Genomic DNA, 19,820 nt, shown 5'->3' with positions numbered 1-19,820 from the left:
TCTTGCCACAGATGCCTGAAAAACACAATAACGCCTGGTAAGGCAAGCCTGCTCATATCGGGCTATCCGGTTTCCTTCTGGAGCGAAGGACATGCAGGAGCAGTGCGTACCTGTTCGATGACCCATTCAAATTCCGAGCAGGTGAAGCAGGTCTTCACATTGACATAGATCGGAAATTGGGAGCCTGAGTATTTGGTGCACTGGATGGGCGTCTGCTTGTGTTCCTTATGGATGCCCACACAATAACTGCATGCATGGATACAGGATAGAACTTCCTCATTTGACAACGATACTTGCTTCTTGCTCATTGCTGCATACTCCTTTTTCACGATTTTTAAGGTGTAGCTCAAGGTTTGGATGCAAAGCGCACACAACAATGATGAAGGTATAAGATGATGTCAAGTTCGGCGAGGCAACCCGGCGATCATTACGAAGGAATGTGCTCGTATTAGACCCGTGGCTTTGCGTCTCCATCTTTCGAAGGATTTGCCTTTCCCAAGTATAGAACAAATTGGGTGTTGCACTATGGCAACATGTTATCACAAGACCGTGTCGATGTCATCCACTTTGATCGCGATGACAAGTAAAATTGACGTGTGTTGAAATGCAGTTTTTTGTACAATTCTTGCTTGTGCATGCCTAGTATTTCTGCTCCGGTATCTATGGCTGCATGAAGCATCCAGGGAGCCGTCATATGTCCCGCGAAAGCTTGTTCAAAAGGCCATGGACCATCCGTCTCCAGCATGAGGTGATCCGGCGAATAGGCCCGAACACTGCTTGCTGCGCTGTCTTCATAGCAAACCTCCGGATTGAAGGAGATCATATAGCCATTTTGCAGCATGCGTTCCGTCGTTTTCTTACTGCCCTTGTACCAGTGAAAATGTGCACGCTGAATGGAGTGCTTCTCCAGCAGGTCACAGACTTGGTCAGCATCTTCGTATACGGCATGCAGCGCCAGTGGCAGCTGGCATTCAGCGGCCAGACGGATACACGCTTCCAGCCATTCCAGATAGGGCTCTTCGCTAAAGGCTTCTCCCCGGCCCTGCTTCTCCATGCGAAGAAAGTAGGGAAGGCCTACCTCTCCGATGGCGGCTGCGACATGCTGATGCTCACGCATCCATTGCAGCAGGTCCGACTGCGCCTCGTCGCCAGGAAGCGACTGCTCGGGATGCAGCCCAAAGCACGGAAAAACGAGATCAGGGTGAGCCTGTGCAATCGCAAGATTGCGTTTGCAGCTTTCCATATCCTTGGAGACCGTGATCCAGGCATCCACCTGTTCTGCTTTGCCTTCTTTCAGGATGCGGTCGAGTTCATCATCTGTGTACATATCCAGATGGACGTGGCTGTCAATGACTTTGGCTTTCATGCGGTCGGTTCTCCTTTCAGGCGTTGATAGAGACGATGTTTGTGGGCAGCAAAATCAGGGTCCAGAACCAGTTCGTCGGTTCTCGGTCTGGAGAAAGGCACCTTCAGCTCTTCGATGATTCGGCCAGGTCTTGCTGACATGACATAGATACGATCAGAGAGAAACAGGGCTTCATCTATACTGTGAGTAATGAAGAGTATCGTTCTGCGATGGACTTCCCAGATACGGATCAGCCATTGCTGCATCTCCTGACGGGTCATCGCGTCAAGCGCGGAGAACGGTTCGTCCAGCAGCATCAATTCCTGCGGGCTCATCAAGGCTCTGACAAAGGCAACCCGCTGTTGCATTCCACCGGAGAGTTGATGGGGATAGTGCTGCTCATATTCGGCGAGTCCGGCCTGTTTCAGCCATTCACTGGCTCGCGAACGCGCCTCACTGCCGGCTGTACCAGAAATTTCTGCCGCAAGCAGTACATTGTCCAGCACCGATCGCCAGGGCAGCAAAGCGGGCTGCTGAGGCATATAGCTGATATGACCGCTCTTGCCAGTGGAGGCCTCTCCTTGAATCATTACCTCGCCCGTGACGGGACGAATCAATCCGCCGATGATTTGAAAGAGCGTACTTTTTCCGCAGCCGGAAGGACCGAGCAGGGTAATGAATTCACCCTTCTGAATGTGAAGTTGAATGTCTTGCAGTACAGGTGTGTTTTCCCGATCCATTTGAAATTGATGGGAGAGCTGCCCGATGCGTAAGAGGGCATGGGAGTCAGATTCAGTCATCGGAGTTCACTTCCTTTATAAGTCGTCGGACGAAGAGGCTATACATTCGGCTCAGAATGCTTCCATTTCAGCGTGACCGCTTCGATTCCCTTGATCAGGCTAATCATCAGCAGGCTGAGCAATACAATAATGAAGAAACAGACAAACACACGATCGACCTGAAAGCCCGACTGGGAGATTTTCATGTAGGCGGCGATTCCCTGCTGTCTGCCTGCTGCAGACCATTCAGCAAATACGGCGCCCATTACACTGTACGTAGAAGAGATTTTAAGTCCGGAGAAGAGACTGGGCAGACCGTATGGGAATTCGAGCTTGGTGAAGAATTGCCAGCGACTGGCGCCAGACATGCGCATATACGACAGCATCATGCGATCCGTTTGGGCAAATCCGCTCAGGCCGGAAATCGCGACCGGAAAAAAACAGACCAGCGTAATAATAATGAGATGGGGTGCCTGATTGAATCCGAACCAGATGGCCAGCAGCGGGGCCAGCGCGATGATGGGAATATTCTGCGATACAATCAGGTACGGGTATAGCAGCCGATGGGTAAACGGAATCAGATGCATCAGCACCGCGGTCGTGATGCCGATCCCTGAGCCAATGGCAAACCCGATCAGCACCCGCTTCACAGTGTTTCCTGTCTTCTCCATGAGCGTGCCAAAATCCTGAACAAATGTGACCCCGATTTCACTGGGCATAGGCAGTATATAGGAAGGAACAGAAATCCAGTCGAGCCGAATGCCCCATTCCCAGCACATAAGGAGAAGGATGGCCGCTGTGCATGCTGGCCATCCTTTTTGCAATCCCTTTTTCCATTTCTTCATCGATATTTCTCCGTCAGCACATCCATGGATGCTCCTTCAGGATTGTAATAAATCTTGACCTGGGAAATCACGTTCGGCGATCCCATTTCAATCATCGCTTCGTTCATGCGCTGGATAATGTTCATACAATCTGAAAGCTCACCTTCCATCGTCGTTTCCAGCGGGTGGACTTCATATTTAATACCGGACTGATGGATGATTTCGATCGCTCTGTCTACATAGGGGATGACATCCTCGCCATCCTTCGTTTTCGGGATAATCTGAATACTTACAAGTGCGTTAGCCATGGTGACATGCTCCTCTCGTTATTCACCCTGTGCAGGCAAAAAGTCGTTGGTATACGCTTTGCTGATATCCATCGGCTTTTCCAGCAGTTCATTGTCTAGCATCCACTGAGTATAGTTGTTCCAAACGGATTCTTTCTGTTCACCCCAGCGCGGTGCGTCCGCCTGGTATTGATCTGCGAGCCACTCTTGACTGGCTTTGACAAGCTCTGCGTTCAGCTCAGGTTCAGCTTCAATCAGAATCTCAGCGGCTTTGTCCGGTTCACGCATGGCGAACTCATAGCCTTCGGTTGTTGCGTTCATGAAAGATTGGACCAGTTCAGGTTGCTCGGCAATGAGATTTTCGTTGGTGATCAGCACTGGCGTATAATAATCCAGTTCTTCTGCATAGTCCTGCAAATAAATCATGTCAATGGATTTGCCGCGAAGTTCGGCCTCAATGCCCGTCCAAGCATAGAAAATCCATGCAAAATCAATATCGCGCTCCGTGGCAGCGAAAAAGTCGCTGTCGCCAAGTGAAATGAAATCTACCTTGCTTACATCCGCACCTTCTGTGCGCATGAGGGAATCCATTACCTGTTCTTCAACTGGACTGCCCCAGCCTCCGTAGGTTTTGCCTTCAAAGTCTTTTGGTGATTTGATATTTTTCTCTACCGGAGCGGCAAAGCCGGAAGTGTTGTGCTGAATAACAGCGGCAATCGATACGATTGGCAGCTCGCTTCCTGTCCGTGCATAGGTGACTTCCTCCTGGTAGCTGACACCGAAATCTGCCTGACCGGCCGCTACAAGATTCGCAGCACCAGCATCGCCAGGCTGGATGATCTCAACCTCGAGTCCGGCTTCTTCATAATATTCATTCGCTTGCGCGACATAGAGACCGGTATGATTCGTATTCGGTGTCCAGTCGAGGACAACGGTTACCTTTTGTTTCTCTTTCTTCTCATTTGAATCTGTGGCGGAGTCAGTGTTTTCTTCATCGTTATGGCCATTAGCCGCGGCCTCGTTCTGGTTCTCAGACTGCGTATTGGTTGCCTCTCCATTCTCGTTGTTGCCTTGTCCGCATGCGGCGAGCAGGGACAGCATCAGGACCGCAATCAGCATTAGAATACCGGATCGTTTTGTCATCATGTTCATTAGTTGAATTCTCTCCTTTATCTATATAGGTATGCATACATAAAATCTTGACACGAAAAACACATAGATCACCATACAAAAAAGACGCCTCCCGCAGGAAGCGCCTCACGATTGTGTTTGAAAACAGTCATGATTAATAACAGGCTTCGCTCCCTACGCTGGCATTACCCAGATCAGGTGAAGGGTATGTGTCTTAAAGGGACACGATTCTCAGCCGGCCAATTCCAGCACCCCCGCATGTATCGTATATGGTGATATGCACCTTTTGAAGATTTCGTTACCATTATATCGACAAAATCAGCGGATGTCTACCAGTCGTCACGTTTCGTTCTCAGTTCATGTGAGTCAGCTCACAGTGTTTCCCGGCCTGGAGGATTACAATTAACAAAGTTTCGGATGTTCATATCATAAAATGAAATGACAAATCGTGATCAAGGTGCAGCAGTAAGGGAAAGACCTCCCATACTTTGTGAAAGTTTTCACAAAAAAGACACACAATCACGCGTTTGCGTTCAGGCGTTGTGACAATTGTCATAGTGAGTCCATCGAAAAAAAACTAAGATAGAGTCATAAAGAACACGCACCATGATGTGAGCGTTCGATTATCCAATAGGAGGCGGAGAACATGAATGTGACAGAGAAAAAAGCAAACGAGCAACAAACAGCTCAGAAGCAAGTCGATGTGTTGATGAATAATGCAAAGAAGGCCCTGGAAGAATTCATGAAGCTGGATCAGGAGCAGGTTGACGAGATCGTCAAACAAATGGCGCTCGCAGGTCTTGATCGTCACATGGAACTGGCCAAAATGGCTGTTACCGAAACGGGTCGCGGCGTTTATGAAGACAAGATCACCAAAAACATCTTTGCTACAGAATATATTTACCACAGCATTAAATATGACAAAACCGTTGGCGTCATTGCTGACAATCCATATGAGAACTACAAGCAGGTTGCGGAGCCAGTTGGGATCGTTGCAGGGGTAACGCCGGTAACGAACCCGACATCGACCACGATGTTTAAATCCCTGATCTCTGCAAAAACAAGAAACCCGATTATCTTTGCTTTCCATCCATCTGCTCAAAAATGTAGCGCTGAAGCCGCAAAAACGGTTTATGAAGCAGCAGTGAAAGCAGGAGCGCCAGAACATATCATTCAATGGGTAGAGGTTCCTTCCCTGGAAGCGACGCAATACTTGATGAATCATGCCGATACTGCACTGGTTCTGGCAACAGGTGGATCAGGCATGGTGAAATCCGCATACAGCACAGGTAAGCCGGCTCTCGGTGTTGGTCCTGGTAACGTACCATGCTTCATTGAAAAGACAGCCAACATTGAACAGGCTACAACCGATCTGGTACTGTCCAAAACGTTTGACAACGGGATGATCTGTGCATCTGAGCAGGCAGTCATTCTGGAAGAGCCAATTTACAATCAGGCGAAGAAATTGCTGCAAGAGCATGGCTGCTACTTCCTGAACAAAGAGGAAACAGAAAAAGTAAGCGGTCTGGTTATCAAGAAAGATTCCTGTGCCGTCAATGGCGTGATTGTGGGTCAGCCGGCGCATAAAATCGCAGAAATGGCTGGCGTAAAGGTTCCGGAAACGACAAAAGTGCTAATTGCGGAATTGCAGGGCGTGGGTGAGAAATTCCCGTTGTCTGCAGAGAAACTGAGCCCGGTACTGGCTTGCTATAAAGTGAAGACCGCAGAGCAGGGAATCGAGCGGGCCGCTGAAATCGTACAGTTTGGCGGAATGGGTCACTCTTCGGTTATCCACTCCAACGATCAGGCTGTCATCGATGCCTTCTCCAAGCGTCTGCAAACTGGACGTATTATCATTAACTCCCCGTCTACGCACGGTGCAATTGGTGACATCTACAACACGAACTTGCCTTCCCTGACACTGGGCTGCGGTTCTTATGGTCACAATTCCACAACATCCAACGTAACGGCGGTGAATCTCATTAACGTGAAACGCGTAGCGTATCGTACAGTGAACATGCAATGGTTCAAAATTCCGAACAAAGTCTACTTTGAAAAAGGATCTACCCAATATCTCGCCAAAATGCCGGACATCACTCGTGTCATGATCGTAACCGATCCGATGATGGTAAAACTGGGCTATGTAGAGAGAGTCGAATACTATCTGCGCAAGCGTCAGAATCCAGTTGCGATTGAAGTCTTCAGCGATGTAGAGCCGGATCCATCTGTGACGACCGTGGAACGCGGAACCGAAATGATGCGCCAGTTCCAGCCGGATTGCATTATCACCATTGGTGGCGGATCTCCGATGGATGCTGCGAAAGCCATGTGGTTGTTCTATGAATATCCGGATACCAACTTCCAAGACCTGAAGCAAAAGTTCCTGGATATCCGTAAACGGGTATACAAATATCCGCGACTCGGACAAAAAGCGAAATTCGTTGCGATTCCAACGACTTCCGGTACAGGTTCCGAAGTGACTTCCTTCGCTGTTATTACAGACAAAACCGTTGGAAACACCAAGTATCCGCTGGCTGACTATGAGTTGACACCAGATGTGGCAATCATCGATCCGGATTACGTATTGAGCTTGCCACAGCGTGCAGTAGCTGATACCGGTATGGACGTATTGACCCATGCCATTGAAGCTTATGTTTCCGTCATGGCGAATGATTACACCGACGGTTTGGCGATGAAAGCCATCCAGCTCGTATTCGAATATCTCGAAGAATCTTACAAGACAGGCAGCGCGTTGTCCCGTGAGAAAATGCATAATGCTTCCACGATTGCGGGGATGGCCTTCGCCAATGCATTCCTCGGAATCAACCACAGCTTGGCGCATAAATGGGGAGCTGAATACCATACTGCACATGGACGCACCAACGCGATCCTGATGCCGCATGTCATTCGCTATAACTCTTCCAAGCCTACGAAGTTCGCTTCGTTCCCGAAATATGACCATTTCGTGGCCGACAAGCGCTATGCCGAAATCGCTCGCGTTCTTGGACTTCCAGCCAAGACAACCGAAGAAGGGGTTAACAGCCTGATTGATGCGATTCGCAAGCTGAACAAGGCACTGGGTATTGAAGAGAAATTCCAGGATCTTGGATTCGATGCCAAAGAATTTGAAGGAAAAGTCGATTACCTGGCTGACCGTGCATTTGAGGATCAATGTACAACGGCCAACCCAAGATTGCCGCTTGTCACAGAGCTGGCTGATGTGTACCGCAATGCTTTCTATGGAAAGTTTTAATCATCAAGATGCAATAGGTTGACCGGATCAGGCTTTCGGAAACTTTGTTTCCGAAAGCCCCCCTTTTATCAGAAGCGTTATCTAGTTTTGAAACCATAGACAGAACAACAGCAACAGGATGAACAGGAAGAAATCAGTATGAACAAGCTTAGAGAGGGTGCAACGGCCTGAATGGCAGGCTTCCCCGCTCTATCTTGAACCTTGAGTGGAGGTGCTTTTTCATGTCAGTGGTGGAAAGTGAAGTCAAACGTCAAAGTGAGAGCAGAGATCCTTGGAGAGGTTTTGCATTCGGAAAATGGATGAATCAGGTCGATGTGAAGGATTTTCTAGACCGAAACATCAGCCCATATGAGGGTGACGATCAATTTCTTGCCGGGGCAACCGAAGCGACGAAAAAGCTGTGGGAGCGCATTTCCGAACTATCCAAGCTGGAGAGAGCCAACGGCGGCGTTCTGGATGTCGATGTCGATACCGTTTCAACGATCGTGTCGCACAAGGCAGGCTATATTGAAAAAGATTTGGAGCAGGTCGTGGGATTGCAGACCGATGAGCCGTTCAAGCGGTCGATTCAACCATTTGGCGGCATTCGCATGATGGTTGATGCGTGTAAAGCCTATGGATTTGAATTGCCAGAGGAAATGATTCGCCTGTTCACCGATGTTCGCAAAACGCATAACCAGGGTGTATTTGACGCTTATACCACAGAGATGAGAGCCGCAAGAAAAGCAGGCATTATTACCGGTCTGCCAGATGCTTACGGTCGCGGCCGGATTATCGGGGACTACCGCCGCACCGCCTTGTACGGACTGGATTATTTGGTGAAAGCCAAGAAAGCAGATCTCAAGCTGCTTGAAGTCGGCTCGATGAGTGAAGAAGTCATTCGGGACCGCGAAGAAATCTCGGAACAGATTCGTGCGCTGAATGAACTAAAGCAAATGGCGGCTGAATATGGCTATGACATTTCCCGTCCTGCGGAAACAGCGAAGGAAGCGTTCCAGTGGTTGTATTTCTCCTATCTCGCTGCGATCAAGGAGCAAAACGGTGCCGCGATGAGCTTGGGTCGTGTATCCAGCTTCTTGGACATTTATATTGAACGGGATGTGGCAGAAGGGACGCTGACAGAGGAAGAAGCGCAAGAACTGGTTGATCATTTTGTAATGAAGCTGCGCATTGTCAAATTCCTGCGCACACCAGACTACAATGAGCTGTTCAGCGGCGACCCGACCTGGGTAACGGAGTCCATCGGCGGTATGGCCCTGAATGGTCAAACGCGCGTAACGAAGAACTCCTTCCGTTTCCTGCACACGCTTCAAAATCTCGGTCCGGCGCCAGAACCGAATCTCACGGTGCTGTGGTCCAATCAGCTGCCGGAAGGATTCAAGCGCTTCTGTGCGAAGGTATCGATTGAAACCAGCTCCATTCAGTATGAGAACGATGATCTGATGCGTCCGCATTACGGGGATGACTACGGCATTGCCTGCTGTGTATCCGCGATGCGTATCGGCAAGCAGATGCAGTTCTTCGGTGCCCGTGCGAATCTCGCCAAGGCGCTGCTCTATGCGATCAACGGTGGGGTCGATGAGAAGTCAGGCGCCCAGGTCGGTCCGACATTTGTACCGATCAAGGCAGATGTGCTGGAATACAAGGAAGTCATGGCCCGTTTTGACGATATGATGGAGTGGCTGGCCCAGCTTTACATGAACACGCTGAATGTCATTCACTTTATGCATGATAAATATTCTTACGAGCGGATTGAAATGGCTCTGCATGACAAGGAAGTGCTTCGTACGATGGCTTGCGGTATCGCCGGATTGTCCGTCGTCGCGGATTCCCTCAGTGCCATCAAATACGCGAAAGTGAAGCCGATTCGCAATGAACAAGGGATCGCGGTTGATTTCGAAATCGAAGGAGACTTCCCGCAATACGGCAACAACGATGATCGGGTTGACCAGATCGCCAAGGACATCGTGGAAAGCTTCATGAACAAGCTGCGCAAGCACAAAACGTACCGCAATGCCTTGCCGACCATGTCCATTCTGACGATTACGTCAAATGTGGTGTACGGCAAGAAAACCGGTACGACACCAGACGGACGCAAGGCAGGAGAGCCGTTTGCGCCAGGTGCGAACCCGATGCATGGCCGAGACAAGAAGGGTGCACTCGCTTCCCTGAACTCCGTTGCCAAACTGCCGTATGAGCACAGTCTGGACGGCATCTCCAACACCTTCTCGATCATTCCGAAGGCACTCGGACGAGACGAAGACAACCGGGTAGATAACCTGGTGGCAATGCTGGACGGCTATGCCAGACACCAGGGACATCACCTGAACGTCAATGTGTTTGACCGCGATCAACTGATCGATGCCATGAATCATCCGGAAAATTATCCGCAATTGACGGTTCGCGTATCCGGATATGCGGTAAACTTCATCAAGCTTACCCGTGAACAGCAACTTGATGTCATAAACCGGACGTTCCACGGGAACATGTAAGGCTCCGAGAGAAAGGCTCAGGCTTCTCTTGCTGTGAAGCGCAAATGTCGCCTGATTCCATTCTCTCTCCGCCGGGGAGGGTGGGGAGCCCGAGAGAAAGACCCAGGCTCCTCTTGCTGTGGAGCGTAAATGTCGCCTGACTCCTTTCTCTCTCCGCCAAAGACCCAGGCTCCTCTTGCTGTGGAGCGTAAATGTCGCCTGACTCCTTTCTCTCTCCGCCGGGGAGTGCGGTGGGAGTCCGAGAGAAAGGCTCAGGCTCCTCTTGCTGTGGATCGCAAATGTCGCCTGATTCCATTCTCTCTCCGCCGGGGAGGGTGGGGAGCCCGAGAGAAAGGCTCAGACTCTTCTTGCTGTGAGGCGCAAATGTCGCCTGACTCCATTCTCTCTCCCAGGGAGTGCGGTGGGAGTGCGAGAGAAAGGCTCAGGCTCCTCTTGCTGTGGATCGCAAATGTCGCCTGATTCCATTCTCTCTCCGCCGGGAAGGGCGGAAGAGTTCGGTAAAAATATGAAATTGGGGACTGCGTGCTACTCCTTCCCATCCGCATTGCAATGAACTCTTTTTGTGAAATACGTCAGTCCCCATTTTTTAATGTCCTGGATGAAGGTTAAACGTCATTCGGCAGAGGTTGAGAGATGTACACAGACAGGCAACAGCATCATGACTTACATCGAATCTGTATGCAGATAGAGAGAGATGTTAAAGGGGAATGGAACGGTTGCTTGAGCAAGGATATAAAAGCTGTAAAAGGCAAGCAATAAGCCCAGAGTGAAGACAAAGATGGACAGACAGACATTAGAATATGATATTAAAAAGATAGAGAGTCAAACATAAAGCATAGAATCAAAAAAGTGAGTTTGAGAGACAGGGATGCATAGATAGGGTATAGAAGTTAGGGAGAGACAGGAAAAAAGGGGATGAGCACACATGAAAGGCCGTATACACTCCATGGAAACCTTTGGCACACTTGATGGTCCTGGCATCCGCTTTGTGCTATTCCTGCAAGGCTGCGCACTTCAATGCCGATATTGTCATAATCCGGACACCTGGGATACCAGTTGTGGCAAGCAAATGACAGTAGAGGAAGTGCTCGCAGAGATTGAACCATACGTAGACTATTACAAGTTTTCAGGCGGTGGCATCACGGTAACTGGCGGAGAGCCAACGTTGCAAGCGCCATTTGTGGCGCAGCTGTTTCAGGCCTGTAAGGAGCGTTTCGGTTTGCATACTGCGCTAGACAGCTCAGGATTTTGCGAACCGGAGCATGCCAAGGAATTGTTGAGCGTCACCGATCTGATTCTGTTGGATATCAAGCACATGGATGCAGAGCGTCACGTAGATATTACGTCCCAGAGCAATGAACGCATCCACCGCTTTGCCCGTTTCGCATCCGATCAGGGAAATCCCATGTGGATTCGACACGTTCTGGTGCCAGGCTGGACCGATGATGAAGAACATTTACGACATTTAGGGGCTTTTATCGGCTCACTGAAGCATGTCGAAAAAGTGGAACTGCTGCCTTATCATCAAATGGGCGTGTATAAATGGGAGCAGCTAGGCAGACCTTATACCCTGCACGATGTGGAGCCACCTTCCAAAGCGTCTGTGGAACGAGCCTATGCAATTATTGAAGCAGAACGTCATCACACCCTGCCTTCACAGCAAGAGTAGAGGGAAAGCCAATACACATTCACCAAGAGCTGAACTTGAGTAGCCACTACTTGAGTTCAGCTTTTTGTCGTCAGGATCGGATCAGTAAAATGGAATAAAAAAAGAAAAAAACATACACACTCTACAAAAGTTAATAAGTATTGTGAAATAAAGATGAATTTATACTTTCAAATCATGATAAGGGATGTGTGTATACCGTGTACGAGATGGAGCCAGATCGTGTTACAGAACTGAGCAATAAATATGTCAAGTATGTGGAAGGAAAGGATAAGCTATTATCCTCCAAATCAAGGAGGCTCTTAGCGCACTTGCTCGATGCCGCTTTTTATATTGTCTCATTTTTTTTAATAGTTATGATAGGGAGTCGGTGGAGTGAAGAGTTATTTTTGACGGTCATTATTAGCTGGGTGTTGATGTTTGTGATCGTTCAGATCTATTTGTCTTCTACAAGGGGGCAGACGATCGGAAAGTTGTGTCTGGGTATCCAGGTGGTCAGTCAATACGACGATGACAAAATCGGCTTTTACAGAGTCGTATTCCTGCGAGTTATCGTTGCCCAAGTCTTGCTTGGTTATGTCCCTTTCTATGCAATCATCAACATCTTGATGATTTTTGGAGAAGATCAACGTTGCTTGCATGACCGCATTGCGAAAACTGACGTTATTTATGTTCCTCATTCCGATTCCGAGTGGAATAGATGAAAGGTTCTACATGCCTCATAGCTCAAATATGTATGGAACTATCAAATCTGATTACATAAGCAACCATATCGTTATGAGCTAGATAGATACATAACTTCCAGATCAAATTCGGGCTCAGCTATATCCACTTCTCCTTCTTCTCTCACGGCTTGTTTGAGGATATGACGAAATAGCTTGATCGTTTCTTTGATCAAAGCTTCACTCAATCATGTATCATTGGATTGCATTCAATTCAGATATAAAAAAGCCATCTAACAGGACGTCATTGCAGTCAAGATTGCAGTAGTCCGGTTGAGATGGCTTTTTCGGTGTATAAGCGAATAGATCATGATTTCAGTGTGGCATAGACGACAAGTCGCTGGTCGTGATTGTCGGTTTTTTTGCTGTACGTGCCCGTACAAGTAATGAGATGGAGACGGGATTGGCTGCTCCATCCGAAAATTTCCTCGAGCGGTGCTTCATCATACGGATAGGCAACCACCCGATCGACAACAAACGATCTGGACTGACCCGATGCGTCATAGACAAAAATTTCGTCTCCTGCCTCCAGTTTCTTCAAGTCAAAGAATACGGCCGGACCGTCTTTGTGATCCACGTGACCATCAAGCACGGCACTTCCGCTCTCTCCAGGCTTCGCTCCATATTCAAACCATCCGACCTGTTCACTCGTTGGGGGGACATCCATTTCCCCTTTGTCGTTAATGCCCACCGGAACGATATCGGTATCGACCTCAATGGCGGGAATAGACAGCCTGGTCGGCTCGATCCCTTGCAAGGCGACAGGCTGGGTACGCTTCGTATTTCGCGGGGCAGATGGAGACACAGACGTTTCTGGCAGAGCAGGTTCCTGCCCCTTTTCTCCTAACTCTCCCAACTCTGCCGAGTCTGTAGAGTCTATCATCTCAGTCATCTCTCTCTGACCGGTCCCCTGTTGTCTTTCCACCGGTGGCGATTCGGATGACTGAACAGGACCTTGCACTTCTCCCGCCCGTGAAGCCAGTGAAAACAGGAGGAGGGCTGCACCAATGAGCAGCCCTGTAATCCCGATAAAATAGCCTAGTTTATGGTTGGAAGCCATGATCTTAGCGTTGTTGAGATACGCGACGACGAACGGTGTACAGTACCATGGCCGAAGAGACCAGGATCAGACCAGCTGCCCATGCCCACACAGAAACGCCATTTTGTTCCTCTGCGACTGGACTAGCACCACCCATTCCCGTTTTAGGCATGGCATCAGGCATTTCAGCCATCACATCGACAAGCGGCCATGCTTCCAGAGATGGTGTTCCGTTGGCTAGACCAATTGCCATGACCGTATAGGCGGTATTGGCTTCAAACGTGACACCTGGAAGCGGGAGAACGACAGTGCTGCTGTCTCCGGCAGGTCTTACTTCAAGATCCAGCGTGCCTGGATCCAGTTCCATATAGTCGGCAGCATCTTTGAAGGAAGCATTGGCGAATACCGCGTCTCCGCCTTTAAGGGCGACATCAACGGCAGGGGCATCTGGAGATGCATGGACGAAACGTACTTTTGCTTTTCCGTTGGAAACGGAAGTAGCATCATTCAGAACGACTGGCGCAATCTCTGCCAGCTTTCCGACAGCAGCTACTGTATATTTTTGTCCTGCAGCCAGATCCAGTGTAGCGGCGATAACCGGATCACCGGAACCATTCGCTGAAGAAGCGTAGACTTTCACTTCATGAGAACCAGCAGGCAAGGCTAAGTATTGGCTTGCTGTTTTGTAAGGAACCTTGGTCAACACGGCATTACCATCCACATAAACATCCACCTCAGGTGCATCTGGTGAAGCATGAACGACTCTGACCATTGCTTCTTCTCCCTCTGCAAAAGCAGAAGTCACCGGAACAACCATCATCAGGACAAGTGCGAATACTAGTAATCTTTTGAACATTTTTTCTTCAACCTTCTTTCCTGTTTTTTTTGGACGTTCTTTGAACTGCAACCTACTTATCTGACTCATTATGCCGCAATTCCATTCTTACTATACCGAGTTGTAATATACTTTGTCAAGTGTATGTATAATGATTGTACAATATTTTTGTTGATTGTAGAGGGTTGGGCCTGTTCAAGAGGTCTGGTATAATGTGGTATCGGCATCAGACAGGCATGAAGCAACGAATCGTTTGCATCTAGATGGGATTGAGAGGGGAAGGTAGTTGATTACACTCCGAGAAGCGATTTATACGGACTATCCATCGATTCTGGCGCTACAGCGAACAGCCTTTCAGATAGAGGCGGATTTCTTGCAGGATAACACGATTCAGCCCATGACGCAGAGCTTGGAAGAGCTTGAACGGGAGATGAAGACCAGCCTGTGTATCGTGGCATGCAAGGAGGGACGTATAGTGGGTTCTGTAAGGGCCTCGGTTCAGGACGAGACGTACGTCATCGCGAAATTGATCGTAGATCCGTCCATACAAAATGAGGGGCTTGGACAGAGACTGATGCGGGCTATTGAACAGACTTGTCCAGCAGGATATAAGCTGAAACTGTTCACAGGAAAGCATAATCACAAAAATATCTATCTCTACGAGAAACTGAATTACAAGCAGGTGTCCGAGGAAGTGGTGACGGCTCGTCTACAGTTTGTACATATGGAGAAAAAGCATACGCTTCCCGCAACTGAGGACCTGGAAAAATCTGAATAAGTCGAATGGAGGAGAGCAACATGCAACCATCGCTGACAAGAGAACAAAAAGAGATGATCGTAGAAGAAGTGAAGGAATTTTTTGATAGGGAAAGAGGAGAAACCATCGGGGATTTGGCAGCGGAACAATGGATGGATTTCATGCTCAAGCTGCTGACGCCGTATGTGTATAATCAGGCTATTCATGATGCAGGCAAACTGATGCTGGAAAGAATGACGATGCTCGACGAGGATCTGGCCTCGTTGAAGAAAACGATTCAGCCCAGCAGATAGAGCACCCGCTGCCATGGAGAATGGCGGGGGTGCTCCACAAGATGGCCTTATCCTGCTCCATGCATCTCGCACAGAGCAGGATTGGGGTGATAGCCTATTTAGTTGCAAGAGACAGGCTCTGCTTTTATAAACAAATGTGTTATTGCCATCAGCTCTGTTTTTACAAACGGTAGTGAATGCGGTACAGGTCCCTGCGACGATCTCTTAGCTGGCGAACCGTACCCGATTTGCGCTGACGACTAATTTTTTCCAGATCGACGTCACCGACGACCACCGTCTCGATATTCGGATGACATTCCCCAACAATTCCGTCACGGGCAAATTCAAAGTCAGACGGCGTAAAAATGCCGGATTGAGCATATTGGATGTCCATATTGACAACCTGGGACAGGTTGCCCACCGTTCCCGCAATGACAGTGTATACTTGATTCTCGATCGCTCTGGCCTGTGCGCAGTAACGAACCCTCAAATATCCTTGACGGTCATCGGTGCAGAAAGGCGTGAAGATGATCTTCGCTCCCTTGTCTACCGCGATCCGGGAGATTTCAGGAAATTCCACGTCATAGCAAATTTGAATATTGATTTTCCCACAATCTGTGTCAAATACTTTTACCTCATCACCAGGACTGATCCCCCAGTATTTGCGTTCATTTGGCGTAATATGAATCTTGTACTGCTTCTCAATGGTTCCGTCTCTGCGGAACAGATAGGCAATATTATAAATGCGGTCATCTTCCTCCACAAAGTGAGAGCCGCCAATGATATTCACATTGTATTTCAATGCCAAATGAGTGAACAGCTGAATATAGTCTTCGGTATATTCGGTCAGCCTGCGGATCGCACGGCTTGGGGTTTTCTCTTCATGAAAGGACATTAGTTGGGTGGTGAAGATTTCCGGAAAGACAGCAAAATCAGACTGGTTGTCTGAAGCGACGCTGGTATAATATTCAACCTGCTTGGCAAATTCATCGAACGAAGCAATACTTTTCATCATGTACTGAATGACACAGATGCGTACGGGAAGCGCGGTTCGAAGATGGCGCTTGGTCTGGGCCTGAAAGTCAATGTTGTTCCATTCCATCAAGGTAGCATATTGCTGTGAGGCCGCATCGTCAGGTAAATAGTTGGGATTGATCCGCATCAGCGTAAATCCGTTCATCAGCTGAAATGTCAGAACGGGATCATAGATATTATGGTGCGATACTTCCTCTACATATTCACGCGGAGACATGGTTTCACTGTACTTGTGAAAATTCGGGATACGCCCTCCAATGATGATGCTTTTCAGATTCATCTCACGTGCCAGATCCTTGCGCGCTTCATACAGCCTTCGACCGATCTTCATTCTGCGATATTCCGGATCGACCATGACCTCGATGCCGTACAGGTTGTATCCATCGGGATTATGATTCGTTATATAGCCCCCGTCCGTGATGTCATCCCACGTATGGTGATCATCATATTCATCGAAATTGACAATCAGACTGGCACAGGAGCCGATGATTTTGCCATCATACTCCACACAAAATTGTCCCTCCGGAAAAATGTCAATATGGCTGAGCAAGTGTTCGCGTTTCCAGGGAACCATGCCGGGAAAGCAGATTTGCTGAAGGGCCAGAATATCATCGATATCTTCGGCCTGAATCGTTCGGATAACCATCTTTTTTTCAAATTGAGAAATATCCAGCTTGGACATATTGGCAGCTCCTTTTATGTATAGATCCAGTTTTTGTACATACGTATGACATATCTTTTACCCGTTATGGCGGGCGCCAAAACAAAGGCATCTGTTGCTCATTTCTCTCTGTGTCTCTCCGCTCTGTGCGCCTCTCCGCGTACATGTCTGTCACAATCATCGTTCTCCTGAAACTTTCCTTTCATACAAAAACAGCACCTGGCAAACCAGATGCTGCGGTCTAGCGAAAACAATCTTACATGCGACAAATTTCATCCGGGCAATTCGGACAATGAACGATCTCTCGCAAGTAGGCGAGGTCGTGTACGATGATTTTGCCATGATCGATGGTCATGACGCCCTTGTCCTTGTATTCCTTCAGCAACCGATTAACGCTTTCCCGGGCCGTTCCAATAATGTTGGCCAGGTCGGTATTCGTAAGTTTCAGTTCAATTTCAATACCCTCTTCGGTCATTTTCCCGTAAGAGTTGCAGAGGCGAATCAAGGTCGAGGCCAGTGCGCCGGTCTTCCCGAACAACAGCAAGTCACGGAATTTTGACTCGGTTGTGCGCTGCAGTACGCCCATCCATTTGATGAACTGAACGGCAAATTCACCGTCCCCGCTGATCATCTGTTCGAGATCGGTCAGCGTAATGACCTCCACGACGGAATCCACCAGTGCTTCACCAGAGAAGCTGAAATTAACCTCGCTCAGCCCCCCGATCTCACCGAACATGTCACCTTCCTGCAGGAAATAAAGGATCATTTCCCGCCCCTCATCGGTCATTTTCGTCACTTTTACATGACCTTTGGCAATATAAAATAATTTATCGGCGGGCTCATCTTCCCAGAACAGTCGCGAGCCTTCTTTGTAGTGGACTTGTGTCATAATCGTTTCCAGTTTCTCGAACTGTCGATCATTCAGGAAACGCCGTATCTGATTGGTTTCGCTCGTCACTTGAGTAACAGCACAATTGACAGACATGCTATTCCTCCTTCTTGAAGATGGATATGACTATTTTAACACATTTGAAGCTTCTGTAATGATTCTTTACAAAAATCTTTTATGTCTATGAATGATCGATGAATGATCTATGAAAACCTGTTCTGTAAAAGGGTAGGCAGATGCGGGAATTGTCGGGATACGGGTACGATGTGATCCGCACAGGAATACATTAGCACTAAAAGCGTACGAAGAAAGGAGCCCCTATGAAACGCAAAAGAAGTGCGAGAAAAAAAGTTGTCCGGCTGCGTCCCAGCTATAACGAACTGGCCCATCTCAATCAAAAGGATTCCCTGGATGCTTCTTCTTCCAGCAATGCGAGAACGACGGAGTCCAGCCATCGACTGAAAACGATGGATAAGAAAAAAGATGGATAAGAAAGGGAAGTAGAGAATAGAGCCCAAAAAGGGTGGCTCGACCAACACTAGAGCGCAAAGAATAGTAAGCGAAAGTAGAAAGCGTCTGCCAGCAGCAGGCGCTTTCTATTATGTGTAGGCAGACTTGTATTGGAGGACGAATCGCAAGAGGCAAAAGGGGCTGACGCCCCATGGGTCAAGATGACGGTTTCTCGGAAGACAGGGTATCCACCAGATAACGGCTATAGGCAATCGGGTTCGCGTAGGTGGCCTTCCATTCCTCCATCATATTTCCTTTCAAAAAACTGTATCGCAAATCTCTCCCATTGCATTCAATAAACAGAGGGAGCCCTTGGGCATTGATGCCGATATCCAGCCCGATGTCCGCCAGACCAGGCAGGTGGGTACTTAAACACTCCGCGATTTTCAACGAGAAGGCTTGAATACGCTCGCGCACCTCGGATTCCTTCAGCTCTGGCAGATCACGCAGCAGCTCTTCCAGTGCATAGACCGTGCCGCCTTGTGCGACATTGGTCACGAATTTTTCTTTGGCTGCCGCCTTCCCGACCAGTCCTGTCATGATCCATTTTCCCGTGGCGTCCCGCTGTACAGATACCCGAAGATCAAACGGTCGGCCCTGATACAACGCGAGTGGCAGTGTCTGCTGGACAACGAACTTGTGGGAGCGGATTCGTCTGGCAAACAATCTGTACACCTGTGGTGTCGAGTAGAGCTTGCCGCGAATGGCTTTTCTGCGCGGGCGTTTGGAGGTATGCGTAATCCACCACTTTCTGCCTCTGCGTTCGATCTTGGAAATGCCAATCCCGATGCTGCCGCTGTTAGGCTTGATGATCACAGAACCATATTTGGCGAGAAATTGCCGCAGGCTGGCGTGAGTGAGCAGGCTTGTTTCCGGCAGGTGAGGGTGCAGGTCGGCATGCTTGAGCAGCAATCGATGGATTTGCAGCTTGGTGTAGCGGGTATGGCGGTTGAACACGATGTGACCCTGCTGAATGAGTTGACTGATTTTCTGGAAGGACGTTCGCTTGAAATACATGCCGCGATTGTGAATGACGCGCGGGATGGGTATTTTTCGCTGGGTATAGCGATTGTTTATTTTGATCCAGGCCAGTACCTGTTTGTGTTTGAAATCTACGTCTCTCAGTCTGAAATAACAGAGTGTGACCTGATGCTGCTGTCCCGCTTCTTCATAAAATTCAATTTTCTCATGTTTGGTCTTTCCCGAAGGAATCTGACGAAACATAGAGGAGTTTAACAGTATGCCGATGTGCGGGGACTCCATGTGTTCACTCTCCTCTCAGGGTGCTCCTTTAAAATACGTCCAGAAATTCCAACTGGTGTG

18 protein-coding genes and 2 riboswitches are annotated in these 19,820 nt (G+C 48.6%); of the genes, 7 read left to right on the top strand and 11 right to left on the bottom strand.

Annotated elements, in window-relative coordinates; genetic code table 11:
* Positions 1-62 precede the first annotated feature (62 nt).
* From ACFSUC_RS03230 to ACFSUC_RS03205, 6 genes are all read right to left on the bottom strand, one after another.
* Positions 63-308 carry a hypothetical protein gene (locus tag ACFSUC_RS03230; protein WP_379928031.1) on the bottom strand — a complete coding sequence of 82 codons (246 nt, stop codon included), beginning with the start codon at positions 306-308 and terminating at the stop codon, positions 63-65.
* Between the two features lie 100 nt (positions 309-408).
* Positions 409-501, bottom strand: a riboswitch (cyclic di-GMP riboswitch).
* A 22-nt stretch (positions 502-523) separates the two neighbouring features.
* Positions 524-1,366, bottom strand: coding sequence for a TatD family hydrolase (locus ACFSUC_RS03225; protein WP_379928030.1), 843 nt, complete (start codon positions 1,364-1,366; stop codon positions 524-526).
* Positions 1,363-2,145 (bottom strand): ABC transporter ATP-binding protein, encoded by a 783-nt coding sequence (locus tag ACFSUC_RS03220; protein WP_379928028.1) that lies wholly within the window; start codon positions 2,143-2,145, stop codon positions 1,363-1,365. Before ACFSUC_RS03220 ends, ACFSUC_RS03225 begins: the two co-directional genes overlap by 4 nt.
* A gap of 38 nt (positions 2,146-2,183) precedes the next feature.
* A complete protein-coding gene (locus ACFSUC_RS03215) occupies positions 2,184-2,969 on the bottom strand; it encodes an ABC transporter permease (RefSeq protein ID WP_379928026.1) in 786 nt (261 codons plus the stop codon).
* Positions 2,966-3,256, bottom strand: coding sequence for an MTH1187 family thiamine-binding protein (locus tag ACFSUC_RS03210; protein WP_379928025.1), 291 nt, complete (start codon positions 3,254-3,256; stop codon positions 2,966-2,968). Before ACFSUC_RS03210 ends, ACFSUC_RS03215 begins: the two co-directional genes overlap by 4 nt.
* Positions 3,257-3,274: 18 nt before the next feature.
* Positions 3,275-4,381 (bottom strand): ABC transporter substrate-binding protein, encoded by a 1,107-nt coding sequence (locus tag ACFSUC_RS03205; RefSeq protein ID WP_379928183.1) that lies wholly within the window; start codon positions 4,379-4,381, stop codon positions 3,275-3,277.
* A gap of 139 nt (positions 4,382-4,520) precedes the next feature.
* Positions 4,521-4,632, bottom strand: a riboswitch (TPP riboswitch).
* A 380-nt stretch (positions 4,633-5,012) separates the two neighbouring features.
* On the opposite strand from ACFSUC_RS03205, the gene adhE reads away from it, so the two are divergent.
* The 4 genes from adhE to ACFSUC_RS03185 all read left to right on the top strand — a co-directional run bounded on the left by adhE (position 5,013) and on the right by ACFSUC_RS03185 (position 12,481).
* On the top strand, positions 5,013-7,619 hold the full coding sequence (gene adhE, locus ACFSUC_RS03200) for a bifunctional acetaldehyde-CoA/alcohol dehydrogenase (protein ID WP_379928024.1): 2,607 nt from the start codon (positions 5,013-5,015) through the stop codon (positions 7,617-7,619).
* A 221-nt stretch (positions 7,620-7,840) separates the two neighbouring features.
* On the top strand, positions 7,841-10,111 hold the full coding sequence (gene pflB / locus ACFSUC_RS03195; protein WP_379928023.1) for a formate C-acetyltransferase: 2,271 nt from the start codon (positions 7,841-7,843) through the stop codon (positions 10,109-10,111).
* A gap of 925 nt (positions 10,112-11,036) precedes the next feature.
* Entirely contained in the window at positions 11,037-11,780 is a 744-nt protein-coding gene (gene pflA / locus ACFSUC_RS03190; protein WP_379928022.1) for a pyruvate formate-lyase-activating protein, read from the top strand.
* Positions 11,781-11,986: 206 nt separating this feature from the next.
* The gene (locus ACFSUC_RS03185) at positions 11,987-12,481 is read left to right on the top strand and encodes an RDD family protein (RefSeq protein ID WP_379928182.1); all 495 of its coding nucleotides are present in this window, start codon (positions 11,987-11,989) and stop codon (positions 12,479-12,481) included.
* Positions 12,482-12,806: 325 nt separating this feature from the next.
* On the opposite strand, the gene ACFSUC_RS03180 is transcribed toward ACFSUC_RS03185, so the two are convergent.
* The gene (locus tag ACFSUC_RS03180; protein ID WP_379928020.1) at positions 12,807-13,559 is read right to left on the bottom strand and encodes a class F sortase; all 753 of its coding nucleotides are present in this window, start codon (positions 13,557-13,559) and stop codon (positions 12,807-12,809) included.
* A 4-nt stretch (positions 13,560-13,563) separates the two neighbouring features.
* Entirely contained in the window at positions 13,564-14,394 is an 831-nt protein-coding gene (locus tag ACFSUC_RS03175) for a DUF4397 domain-containing protein (protein ID WP_379928018.1), read from the bottom strand.
* A gap of 265 nt (positions 14,395-14,659) precedes the next feature.
* Between ACFSUC_RS03175 and ACFSUC_RS03170 the strand changes: the two genes are divergently transcribed.
* Together ACFSUC_RS03170 and ACFSUC_RS03165 are read left to right on the top strand one after the other, a co-directional pair.
* The gene (locus tag ACFSUC_RS03170) at positions 14,660-15,151 is read left to right on the top strand and encodes a GNAT family N-acetyltransferase (RefSeq protein WP_379928017.1); all 492 of its coding nucleotides are present in this window, start codon (positions 14,660-14,662) and stop codon (positions 15,149-15,151) included.
* 20 nt (positions 15,152-15,171) lie between these two features.
* Positions 15,172-15,423: a DUF2164 domain-containing protein gene (locus ACFSUC_RS03165; protein ID WP_379928016.1), complete on the top strand. Its 252-nt coding sequence runs from the start codon at positions 15,172-15,174 to the stop codon at positions 15,421-15,423.
* 160 nt (positions 15,424-15,583) lie between these two features.
* Here the strand turns inward: ACFSUC_RS03165 and ACFSUC_RS03160 are convergent, their stop codons facing one another.
* Both ACFSUC_RS03160 and ACFSUC_RS03155 read right to left on the bottom strand, forming a co-directional pair.
* Positions 15,584-17,119, bottom strand: a complete 1,536-nt coding sequence (locus ACFSUC_RS03160; RefSeq protein WP_379928015.1) for a GNAT family N-acetyltransferase — start codon at positions 17,117-17,119, stop codon at positions 15,584-15,586.
* 235 nt (positions 17,120-17,354) lie between these two features.
* On the bottom strand, positions 17,355-18,083 hold the full coding sequence (locus tag ACFSUC_RS03155; protein ID WP_379928014.1) for a Crp/Fnr family transcriptional regulator: 729 nt from the start codon (positions 18,081-18,083) through the stop codon (positions 17,355-17,357).
* A gap of 224 nt (positions 18,084-18,307) precedes the next feature.
* Here ACFSUC_RS03155 and ACFSUC_RS03150 point away from each other — a divergent pair, with 224 nt between their 5' ends.
* Positions 18,308-18,478 (top strand): hypothetical protein, encoded by a 171-nt coding sequence (locus ACFSUC_RS03150; RefSeq protein WP_379928013.1) that lies wholly within the window; start codon positions 18,308-18,310, stop codon positions 18,476-18,478.
* A 175-nt stretch (positions 18,479-18,653) separates the two neighbouring features.
* Here the strand turns inward: ACFSUC_RS03150 and ACFSUC_RS03145 are convergent, their stop codons facing one another.
* Positions 18,654-19,760 carry a YheC/YheD family endospore coat-associated protein gene (locus ACFSUC_RS03145; protein WP_379928012.1) on the bottom strand — a complete coding sequence of 369 codons (1,107 nt, stop codon included), beginning with the start codon at positions 19,758-19,760 and terminating at the stop codon, positions 18,654-18,656.
* Positions 19,761-19,820 lie beyond the last annotated feature (60 nt).

The organism is Marinicrinis sediminis (assembly GCF_042685085.1).
Taxonomy (GTDB): Bacteria; Bacillota; Bacilli; order Paenibacillales; family KCTC-33676; genus Marinicrinis; species Marinicrinis sediminis.
The sequence above is the reverse complement of the archived record's forward strand: the minus strand, read 5'-3'. Positions and strand labels throughout refer to the sequence as shown.